Genomic DNA, 10,167 nt, shown 5'->3' on the forward strand with positions numbered 1-10,167 from the left:
CCGCCATCCCCGTCCTTGCCTTCAGGCACCTTTCGGGTGGTGCGGGTAATCCTGGGCGATCAACCAGAAATTCAGCGCCACACCGAACAGGCAGAACAACATGCCGCCCAGGAACATGCCCTGATCCTTGGCGCCCGCCGCCAGGAACAGGCCCAGGAAGCCCATCAGAACGCCCAGCAGGCGCAGAACAACGTTACTCATGCTTCTTCTCCTCAGGATTGGTGGGCGGCGGCAGCGGCCGCCCGTCATCGAACAGGACGCGGGCACCCGCCCCGTCCAGGTCTTCGAACTGTCCGCTGCGCACCGACCAGAGAAAGGCCAGAAGGCCGATCAGGCCCATGCCCAGCGCGATGGGAATAAGGAACAGCAGGCTGGTCATCGTACCCCCCCTTTGGGCGATCCCCCTTTGCCGCCCCGCGACAGGCGCAGCGCATTGCCCAGCACCACCAGCGACGAGCTGGACATGGCCAATGCGGCGATCAGCGGCGTGGCATGGCCCAGCATGGCGATGGGGACCGCGCAGAGATTGTAGAACAGCGAGAAGCCCAGATTCTGGATGACCAGCCGGTCGGCCTTGACCGACACCGCCAGTAATTCGGCCAGCGGCGCCAGCCTTTCACCCTGGAACACGGCATCCGCCGCCGTCTGCGCCACATCCACGGCACTGCCGGGCGACGCGGAGACATCCGCCGCCGACAGCGCCGCCGCATCGTTCAACCCGTCGCCGACCATCAGCACGCAATGGCCCTCGGCCTTCATGGCGGCCAATGCTGCGGCCTTGCCGGCCGGATCCACGCCGGCCCGCCAATCCGCGATGCCCAGGCGCCGCGCCATGGCGGCCACCACCGGTTCCCGGTCGCCGGAAATCAGCGCCAGGCGATAGCCCTTGTCGCGCAGGCCCGCCACCACGTCCGCCGCATCGGCGCGGGGCGCGTCGGCGAAGGTGAAGCGCCGCGGCTGCCGCCCCGGCCGGGCCAGCCACAATTCCGGACCCTCGATCAGGCCACCGGGCAGGCTGACCGGCCCGACGAAGCCACGCCTTCCCAGACGGACCACGCCGTCCGACCCCTGCCATTCCAGGCCCGCCCCCGGCACCTCCCGCACGCCTTCCACCACTGGACCCGGCCCCGCGGCCCGCGCGATGGCGCGCGACAGGGGGTGGCGGCTGGACCGGGCCAGCGTCGCGGCCAGTTCCAGATCGGCCGGATCAAGGGTCGCATCGGGCAGCAGGTCGGGCCGGCCCAGGGTCAGGGTACCGGTCTTGTCGAACACGATCGTATCGACCTTGGCCAGCCGCTCCAGCGCCGTGGCGGATTTCAGCAATATGCCGCTACGCAACAATCTTCCCGTCGCCACCACCTGCACCGCCGGCACGGCCAAGGCCAGCGCGCAGGGGCAGGTGATGATCAGCACGGCAACCGCGATGAACAGGGCCTGCTGCCAGGCGATGCCCACCCACAGCACCCAGACCAGGAAAGTGCCCAGGGCGGCGGTATGCACCACCGGCGTATAGGACCGCGCCACCCGGTCGGCCAGGGCCACGAACCGGGCGCGGCCCTGTTCGGCCGCCTCCATCAGGCGCACGATCTCCGCCAGCAAGGTGCCCTCGCCGCGCGCCGTCACCCTCAGGCGCAAGGGTGCGGTCAGATTGACCATGCCGGCAAACAGCTTGTCGCCGGGCCGCGCCGGCTGCGGATGGCTTTCGCCGGTCACGACGGAGGTGTCGATATCCGACACGCCATCGGCCACGGCACCATCCACGCCGATCCGTTCCCCCGCCGCCACCAGCACCGTGGCCCCCACCGGCACCTGCGCCGGGGCCATGGGCACGGCCATCCCGGCCTCGTTCAGCATCATCACCGGTGCACGGCCCAGGGCCAGCAGATGCTCCGCCGCCGACCGGGCGCGGCCGCGCGCGCGGGCATCCAGGAACCGCCCGATCAGCAGGAAGAACAGCAGCATGACCGCGCCGTCGAAATAGGCGTGTGGCCCGTGCCGCGCCGTTTCCCACAGGCTGACGGTCGTCGCCAGCGTCACGCCCAGGGAGATCGGCACATCCATGTTGGTCCGCCCGGCCCGCAGCGCCGTGATGGCGGACCGGAAGAAGGGCCGGGCGCAATAGGCGACGATGGGCACGGCGATCAGCGCCGACAGCCAATGCATCAGGGTGCGTGTCGCCTCCCCCATGCTGCCGGCATGGCCGGACCAGACGGAGACGGAGAGCAGCATGATGTTCATCATGCCGAACCCGGCTACCGCCATGGCGCGCACCAGCTCGCGCTCGGATTTCTTCTGCGGATCGTCGGCCTGTTCGGTCCCGGCCACGGCGGGGCGATAGCCCAGACGGCGGACGATGCCGGCCAGCCGTTCGGCCATCCCCGCTTCGCCCGTCCAGGTCACCGAAAGGCGCCGTGTCGTCAGGTTCACCCGCGCCGCCGTCACGCCCGCCTCGCGCCGCAAGGCGCTCTCGATCAGCCAGACGCAGGCCCCGCAGGTCACCCCATCCACGACCAGCCGCAGGCAATGCGCCCCGTCGGCCCCCGTCTCGATGGCGGACGACAGGTCCAGCGGCACCGCCTCCTCCCCCGCCGGCACCGGGGCATTGGCATCGCGGCGGGCGTAATAGGCATCCAGCCCCAGATCATGGATCAAGGCATAGGCCCCGGCGCAGCCGGTGCAGCAGAAGCGCTCCCCGCCCGCCACGGGCTGGCCGCAATGGACGCAGCCCTCCGGCGTGGCGGGCGTGAAGGCGATCACCTGGCTCATTTCGCCACCATCACCCGGTGGACCAGCAGGTAATGGTCCTCCCCCCGGCGGATGGCGGCCTTCACATCCCATTGCCCGGGATGGGTGGCGTGCATCTGCGCCACATAGCGCCCCCCGCCCATATTGGTGAAGGAAAGCGGCAGTGCCGCCTCGTTGCTGACCGGGCGTTCCAGCCTGCCCGTGATGCCGGCACCGTTCAGCGGCTGGCCGTCGCGGTCCTGTAGGCGCAGCACCACCTGTCCCCCCTCGACATTCACCGACACCCGCCAGCCCAGCGCGTCCTGGCCCTTCTGGGCGGCCAGCACGGCATTATAGTTCACACCCCGCTCATAGGGCTTGTCCACCGCCAGGCCGGAGAAGGATTTCAGGGCATAGGTCACCATCACGGCATTGACGGCGATGACGACCAGCATGCAGCCCACGAACACCCAGGGGATCCAGGCGCTCTTGCGCGGTTGTTCGGCGATCATGGTCATGGCTCAATCCCTCTCACGGCCGGCGATATGGGGACCGACGAACACAGCGTCATAGGCGTCGCCCTCCCCGCGCACCGGGTTGGTCAGCACGAACTCGATCTCTACCCGCTCGTCGCGCTTCCTGTCGGGTGGGGCCGTCACGAAGACGCGGAAGGTGGCCACCTTGTCGGGCTTGGCATGCAGGATCACCGACTGGCCATCGCCCGCCTCGCCCACATCCTGCACCAGAAGCTGGCCCTGGGGCAGGCCCTTCAGCGCCAGCAGGAAATCCACATCCTCGCGGCGCTTGTTCAGCACCTTCAGCGTATAGCCGTTGCGCACGCCGCCATCGGAAAGTGTCACGAACAGGGGTGCCCGGTCACGCTGCACATTCACTTCCACGGTGGTGCGCAGCATCAGGGCGATGGCCATGATGGCCGAGACGATGACCAGCAATGCGGCATAGATGATGGTGCGCGGACGCACGATCTTCCACCCGGCGCGCCGGCCCACGGCCTTGGCCCGCTGCCGCGCCTCGGTATCGAAGGTGATCAGGTCGCGGGGGCGGCCGACCTTGTCCATGATCTGGTTGCAGCTGTCGATGCACAGGCCGCAGCCGATGCATTCCAGCTGCAAGCCGTCGCGGATATCGATGCCCGTGGGGCAGACGGCCACGCACTGGGCGCAATCAATGCAATCGCCGCGCCCTTCCCAGCCGGTGCCGGCCTTGTGCGGCCCCCGCTTCTCCCCACGCCAGCCCTGATAGGTGACGACCTTGGACTGGTCGTCCAGCATGGCCGCCTGGAAGCGCGGCCAGGGGCACATATAGGTGCAGACCTGCTCGCGCGCCCAGCCGGCCAGGAGATATGTGGTGGCCGTGAACAAGCCCACGAAGAAATACTGGACCAGGGAGGCGTCGCCGGTGAAAAACGCCACCACGAAACTCGGCGCATCATTGAAATAGAGCGCCCAGGCACCGCCCGTGGCCAGCGAGATCACCAGCCAGGAAACATGCTTGGCCGCCCGCTTGGCCGCCTTCTCCAGGCTCATCGGCGCCTTGTCCAGGCGCATGCGGGCACCCCGGTCACCCTCGATCCAGCGCTCCACCAGCATGAACAGGTCGGTCCACACCGTCTGCGGACAGGCATAACCGCACCAGAGCCGGCCGAACAGGGCCGTGACCAGGAACAGGGCCAGCGAGCCCAGCACCAGCAGCCCGGTGATGAAATAGACCTCCTGCGGCCAGATCTCGATCCCGAAGAAATACGCCCGCGGCGCCACCACATCGATCAGCAGCGCCTGGCCCGGCGCGTCCGGCCCGCGGTCCCACCGGATCCAGGGCGCCAGGTAATAGAGCGTCAGGCAGAAGGTCAGCACCGCCCATTTGATGGTGCGGTACTTGCCGCTCACCGACTTGGGCTGCACCTTGACGCGGCTCGCATAGAGCGACGGCGGCGAAGGCTCACGCGGCGGCGGGGCCGGCTTTCGCGCCCTCTCGAACGAAGCCTGCTGCGCATCGGCGGCGGCCGCCTTCTCCAGCAATGTCGACGGCCCGGACATGGGCGCACCCCTTGGGAACAGTCTGAAACAGTTCGGTAGCCAAGCCACCCTGACCGTACCCTAGGCCCCCGCCACGGGGTGCGCTTTGCGCTAAATCAAATGATCGGGGAATGGTTGGGGGATGGATGAAAGGTCGCAGGGGGTGCGGACATTGGGGACAAGCCTGTTCAATCATCGTCCCGCACGGATGGAACCGTGCCACGGATAACCGCATGATGATCCCGGGCAGAGTGGATGACGCGAAGGATGTCCAGTCTGCCGCGATCCGTCGAGAATTTGTAATAGATCACATAGCGGGTGAACGGAAACCAGTACATGTCCGCCGGCAGGTCGGGTTCGCGTTTGCCGATGGCAGGAAATCGGGCTTTGGCCTGACAGGCCGCACGCAGGCGATTGACGAAATCCAGGGCCGCAATCGGATTGTCTTCAGCGATATGTTCGGTGATCCGCATCAGATCGACATTGGCCGATGGCGCGAACCGAACCTTCGTCATCCGTTACGGACGCCATATTTGGCTTCCAACATGGCATAAAGGCCGCCGAAAACATCTTCCTCGCTGAGACGGACGGGATCGGCCGCCGCTTCTTCCAGCGCACGGATCAGCAGGGCCCGTTCTTCCTCGGCGGTGGCGTCGATGATCCGCACCTCCACCCGCCGCTCACCGGCGATGGGAAGTTGCTCATGGGCCAGACGTTCGGCAGTCATATGGATGATCGTATCCGCCATAGTCCCATCCTACACTGCCGGCCGCGACTTTTGAAGCCACCCCCCAACAAAACACCCGCCCGGATCGCGCCGGACGGGTGGAAGTTTCAAGGTGGGGGCACTTCGAAGGACAGGGAGGGTTACTGCCCGCCACCCAGGGCGTGAACATATGTGGCCAGCACCTTCACCGTCGCCGGGTCCAGGCGTTCGATCCAGGCCGGCATGTTGCCGCGGCGGGCGTAGGTGATGGTTTCGATCACATTCTTGCGGTCGCCGCCATAGAGCCAGATGCCGTCCGACAGGCGGGGGCCGCCCATGTCCTGGACGCCTTCACCCTTCTCGCCATGGCAGGCCGCACAGTTCTCGGCGAAGATCACCGAGCCACGCTCCACCGCCGCCGCACCACCACCCTGGCCCGACAGCGACAGGACATAGTCGGCCACGTCGCCGATCTGTTCCTTGGTCAGCATGCCGTCGGCGCCGAAGCGCGGCATGTCGGAGATACGGCTGTTCTCGTTGCTGTTGCGGATGCCGTAGGTGATGGTTTGCAGGATCTGGTCCGGCTTGCCACCCCAGATCCAGTCATCATCGGCCAGCACCGGGAAGCCCGTGGCACCGGCACCGCCCGCGCCATGACAGCCCGCGCAATTATCGGCGAAGGCCACGCGGCCCGCCGCCTGGACATAGCCCATCAAGGCCGGGTCCTTGCGGATGCTGTCGATATCCAGCGCCACGATCTTCTCGCGCAGCTCGGCCTGGCCTTCTTTCTGCCTGGCCAGCGCCTCGGCCACCTCCGCGCGCTGGGTCCAGCCCGACGTGCCGCCGAAATGGCTGCTGAGCGTGGGCCAGGATGGATAGAGTACGGTGTAGACCAGGCCCCAGGCGATGCAGGCATAGAAGGTGTAGAGCCACCATTTGGGTAGCGGCGTGTTCAGTTCCTTGATGCCGTCCCACTCATGGCCCGTCGTGTCCGTGCCCGTGGCGGCGTCCTTTTCGATCTTGGTCGGCATGGGATCACCTGTTGTTTCGGGCGGCAGGCCCGGCATCGTCGTTCAGCGGGATCATGGCGTCGGCCTCGAACCGGCGCCTGGCGCCGGGGCGGAAGGCCCAGATGACGATCCCCACGAACAGCACCAGGAACCAGACCAGCCAGAGCTGTTTCAGCAGCGGGAGAACTTCATGCATGGCTCAAATCCTCCTCACTGCTTCAGGTCTTCGGGATTGATCTTGGTGAAATCGACCAGCGTGCCCAGCATCTGGAGGTAGGCGACCAGCGCGTCCATCTCCGTCACCTGCTCCGGCTTGCCGTCGAAATCGCCCAGATGCGCCTTGGGATAGCGGGCCAGGAAGGCGGCATTGTCCTCGTCGGGCAAAGCCCCCGCCTGGATCTTCAGGTCCTTCAGCGCCTCGGCCACCATCTCGTCCGTGTAGGGCACGCCGACGATGCGGTTGGTCTTCAGATGCTCGGCCGCATCGTCGAACTGCAACGGCCGGTTCAGGAAGGCGTAGGTGGGCATGATGGATTCCGGCACCAGGGCGCGCGGATTGTTCAGATGCGCCACATGCCAGTCGTTGGAATATTTGCCGCCGACACGGGCCAGATCGGGACCCGTGCGCTTGGACCCCCACTGGAACGGGTGGTCGAACATGCTTTCCGCCGCCAGGGAGTAATGGCCGTAGCGCTCGACCTCATCCTTGAAGGTGCGGATCTGCTGGCTGTGGCAGGTGTAGCAGCCTTCGCGGACATAGATGTTGCGACCGGCCAGCTCCAGCGGGCTGTAGGGACGCATGCCGTCCACCCGCTCGATCGTGGTTTCCACCGTGAACAGCGGCACGATCTGCACCAGCCCGCCGATGGACACCGTGATCAGCGTCAGCACCGCCATCAGCAGCACGTTCTTTTCGATGATCGCGTGGGAGAATTTCATGGGGACGGCCCTCCTTATTCGGCCGCCACGGCCGCGCCATCGACCACCGGCTCCAGGGCCGGGGCGCTGCGCACGGTGCGGATCAGGTTGATGACCATCAGGATGGCGCCGGCCAGGAACAGCAGGCCGCCGATGCCACGGATCACGTAGTAGGGATGCATGGCCTGCACCGTCTCCACGAACGAGTACTGGAGGAACCCGTACTCGTCATAGGCGCGCCACATCAGGCCCTGCATGATGCCGCTGACCCACATGGCGGTGATGTAGAAGACGATGCCCAGCGTCGCCGTCCAGAAGTGCCATTCCGCCAGCCTGGTTGAATAGAGGCGCTGCTTCTTCCACAGCACCGGCACCAGGTAATAGATCATGCCGAAGCAGATGAAGGCGACCCAGCCCAAGGCCCCGGAATGCACATGGCCGATGGTCCAGTCGGTATAGTGCGACAGGCCGTTGACCGCCTTCACCGACATCACCGGGCCCTCGAACGTGCTCATCCCATAGAAGCCGACGGCAGTGACGGAGAAGCGCAGGCTGGGATCGGTGCGCAGTTTGTCCCAGGCGCCCGACAGGGTCATGATGCCGTTGATCATGCCGCCCCAGCTGGGCATCCATAGGATGACCGAGAACACCATGCCCAGCGTCTGCGTCCAGTCGGGCAGCGCCGTATAATGCAGGTGGTGCGGGCCGGCCCAGATATAGAGGAAGATCAGCGCCCAGAAATGGATGATCGACAGGCGGTAGCTATAGACCGGGCGCCCCGCCGCCTTGGGGATGAAATAATACATCATGCCCAGGAAGCCGGCCGTCAGGAAGAAGCCGACGGCATTGTGCCCGTACCACCACTGGATCATCGCGTCCTGCACGCCGGCCCAGGCCACATAGGACTTGGTGCCCGTCAGGCTGACCGGCACGGCCGTGTTGTTGACGATGTGCAGCAGCGCGATGGTCAGGATGAAGGCCAGATAGAACCAGTTGGCCACATAGATATGCGGCTCGCGGCGCTTGATGATCGTGCCGCCGAAGACGACCAGATAGACCACCCAGACGATGGTCAGCCACAGATCGACATACCATTCCGGCTCGGCATATTCCTTGCCCTGGGTGATGCCCAGCAGATAGCCGGTGGCGGCCATCACGATGAACAGATTGTAGCCGAAGAACACGAACCAGCCCCATTCGCGCCCGCCGAACAGGGGCGCGCGGCAGGTGCGCTGGACCACGTACAGCGAGGAGCCGATCAGCGCGTTGCCGCCGAAGGCGAAGATGGCGGCCGATGTGTGCAGCGGCCGCAGCCGACCGAAGCTGGTCCATTCCAGACCCAGGTTAAGGTCGGGAAAGGCCAGCTGGAAAGCGATATAGACACCCGCGGCGAAGGCCGCGATGCCCCAGAACATGGCGGCGACCACGAAGGCGCGGATGACATCCTCGTGATACGCCTCGACGGGCACGGCCCTTGCCGTTCCCCCATACGCCCCGTCGGCGATTGCTACACCCATGACTAACCCCCGGTATCGGCGGAACAAATCCTCTAAGGGGACCGGACCCGTGCCCGATCCCCGACCGTGCCTTCATGGGCCCGATCCGGGGAACGCGCATTGACATGCATCAAGCGGCCGGGGGGTTGGACGCCGGTATGTGGGCCATAAGGACTGACTTGGCCCCCGCGAGAGCTTGGGCTGAGAGGATTGTTCCCTCTCACTACCGTCACCCCGGCGAAGGCCGGGGCCCAGGTCGTAGAGCGAAGCGCTTGTCACTTGGGCCCCGGCCTTCGCCGGGGTGACGGTAGTGAGGGCGATATCGTGGGTGCCCAAAGCTTTCACAGGCAAGGCGGGCTGGGCCAAAAGGCAAGGGGACACACCCCTTCACGGGGACCGAAAACCTGTCATACTCCCTTGAAAAGGCCGGGAAATAAGGCGGCCAGGCAATGGTTCAGGGAGGAAAATGATGATGGCCGAACAAGGCGGCGAAACAGGTCCCGTGCCCGTGTTCAGCGGGGCGGTCCCGTATATAAGACCAGTGCCCGTGGACCGGCCCTGGCACTGGCTGCAACTGGGCATGGCCGACATGCTGTCCGCCTGGCGGGTCAGCCTGGCCTATGGCGCGCTGATCGCGGGCTTCAGCCTGGCGCTGGCCCTGCTGGTGGTGGGGTCCGGGCATATCATGCTGCTGCTGCCCCTGACGTCGGGTTTCACCCTGGTCGCGCCCCTGATCGCCGTCGGCCTTTACGCCACCAGCCGCGACCTGGGCCAGGGTCGCACGCCCGACCTGCGCCGGGCCCTGCATGCCTGGCGGGAGAACCCGCTGCAGGTGGGGTTCCTGGGCGTTCTGCTGCTGATGCTGCACCTGTTCTGGGTGCGGGTGGCGACCTTGATGTATGCTTTGTTCTTCGCCGACATGGCGCCGACCCTGGACGGGTTCACCGCCACAATCCTGCATAGCGGCGCCAGCCTGCCCTTTCTGATCGCCGGCACCATCATCGGCGCCGGATTCGCCGGCGTGGCGTTTGCCGTCTCCGTCGTGTCCATCCCCATGCTGATGGACCGCCAGACCAACGCCTTCACCGCCATGGCCACCAGCATCATGGCCGTGCGCGTCAACGCCCCGGCCATGGCGCTCTGGGCCTTCATCATCGTCTTCCTGACCGGCCTGGGCATCGCCACGATGTTCGTGGGCCTGATCATCACCCTGCCGCTGATCGGCCATGCCAGCTGGCACGCGTATAAGGAACTGGTGGTGGAGGGGTAACGTCATC

The 10,167-nt window shown here is 66.0% G+C and carries 12 protein-coding genes; 1 reads left to right on the forward strand and 11 read right to left on the reverse strand.

All coding sequences use genetic code 11. The features are described from left to right. Nucleotides 1-21: 21 nt before the first annotated feature. The 11 genes from ACM9HJ_RS23465 to ccoN form a co-directional block, all read right to left on the reverse strand. A complete protein-coding gene (locus ACM9HJ_RS23465; RefSeq protein ID WP_416574200.1) occupies nucleotides 22-201 on the reverse strand; it encodes a hypothetical protein in 180 nt (59 codons plus the stop codon). Further along, a complete protein-coding gene (ccoS, locus tag ACM9HJ_RS23470; RefSeq protein WP_416574201.1) occupies nucleotides 194-379 on the reverse strand; it encodes a cbb3-type cytochrome oxidase assembly protein CcoS in 186 nt (61 codons plus the stop codon). Before ccoS ends, ACM9HJ_RS23465 begins: the two co-directional genes overlap by 8 nt. Further along, entirely contained in the window at nucleotides 376-2,766 is a 2,391-nt protein-coding gene (locus tag ACM9HJ_RS23475; RefSeq protein WP_416574202.1) for a heavy metal translocating P-type ATPase, read from the reverse strand. Before ACM9HJ_RS23475 ends, ccoS begins: the two co-directional genes overlap by 4 nt. Further along, on the reverse strand, nucleotides 2,763-3,242 hold the full coding sequence (locus tag ACM9HJ_RS23480; RefSeq protein ID WP_416574203.1) for a FixH family protein: 480 nt from the start codon (nucleotides 3,240-3,242) through the stop codon (nucleotides 2,763-2,765). Before ACM9HJ_RS23480 ends, ACM9HJ_RS23475 begins: the two co-directional genes overlap by 4 nt. 3 nt (nucleotides 3,243-3,245) lie before the next feature. Further along, the gene (gene ccoG, locus ACM9HJ_RS23485; protein ID WP_416574204.1) at nucleotides 3,246-4,781 is read right to left on the reverse strand and encodes a cytochrome c oxidase accessory protein CcoG; all 1,536 of its coding nucleotides are present in this window, start codon (nucleotides 4,779-4,781) and stop codon (nucleotides 3,246-3,248) included. Between the two features lie 167 nt (nucleotides 4,782-4,948). Then, the gene (locus ACM9HJ_RS23490; RefSeq protein WP_416574205.1) at nucleotides 4,949-5,275 is read right to left on the reverse strand and encodes a type II toxin-antitoxin system RelE/ParE family toxin; all 327 of its coding nucleotides are present in this window, start codon (nucleotides 5,273-5,275) and stop codon (nucleotides 4,949-4,951) included. Beyond that, nucleotides 5,272-5,508 (reverse strand): hypothetical protein, encoded by a 237-nt coding sequence (locus ACM9HJ_RS23495; RefSeq protein WP_416574206.1) that lies wholly within the window; start codon nucleotides 5,506-5,508, stop codon nucleotides 5,272-5,274. The genes ACM9HJ_RS23490 and ACM9HJ_RS23495 overlap by 4 nt, the downstream gene beginning before the upstream one ends. A gap of 119 nt (nucleotides 5,509-5,627) precedes the next feature. Continuing rightward, entirely contained in the window at nucleotides 5,628-6,497 is an 870-nt protein-coding gene (gene ccoP, locus ACM9HJ_RS23500) for a cytochrome-c oxidase, cbb3-type subunit III (RefSeq protein WP_416574207.1), read from the reverse strand. Nucleotides 6,498-6,501: 4 nt separating this feature from the next. Beyond that, on the reverse strand, nucleotides 6,502-6,672 hold the full coding sequence (locus ACM9HJ_RS23505; protein ID WP_416574208.1) for a cbb3-type cytochrome oxidase subunit 3: 171 nt from the start codon (nucleotides 6,670-6,672) through the stop codon (nucleotides 6,502-6,504). Nucleotides 6,673-6,686: 14 nt separating this feature from the next. After that, nucleotides 6,687-7,415, reverse strand: a complete 729-nt coding sequence (gene ccoO, locus ACM9HJ_RS23510) for a cytochrome-c oxidase, cbb3-type subunit II (protein WP_416574209.1) — start codon at nucleotides 7,413-7,415, stop codon at nucleotides 6,687-6,689. Between the two features lie 14 nt (nucleotides 7,416-7,429). Beyond that, nucleotides 7,430-8,911: a cytochrome-c oxidase, cbb3-type subunit I gene (gene ccoN / locus ACM9HJ_RS23515; RefSeq protein ID WP_416574210.1), complete on the reverse strand. Its 1,482-nt coding sequence runs from the start codon at nucleotides 8,909-8,911 to the stop codon at nucleotides 7,430-7,432. Nucleotides 8,912-9,359: 448 nt separating this feature from the next. Between ccoN and ACM9HJ_RS23520 the strand changes: the two genes are divergently transcribed. Then, nucleotides 9,360-10,160: a DUF2189 domain-containing protein gene (locus ACM9HJ_RS23520; RefSeq protein WP_416574211.1), complete on the forward strand. Its 801-nt coding sequence runs from the start codon at nucleotides 9,360-9,362 to the stop codon at nucleotides 10,158-10,160. Nucleotides 10,161-10,167 lie beyond the last annotated feature (7 nt).

This window comes from Niveispirillum sp. KHB5.9 (assembly GCF_048066115.1).
Taxonomy (GTDB): Bacteria; Pseudomonadota; Alphaproteobacteria; order Azospirillales; family Azospirillaceae; genus Niveispirillum.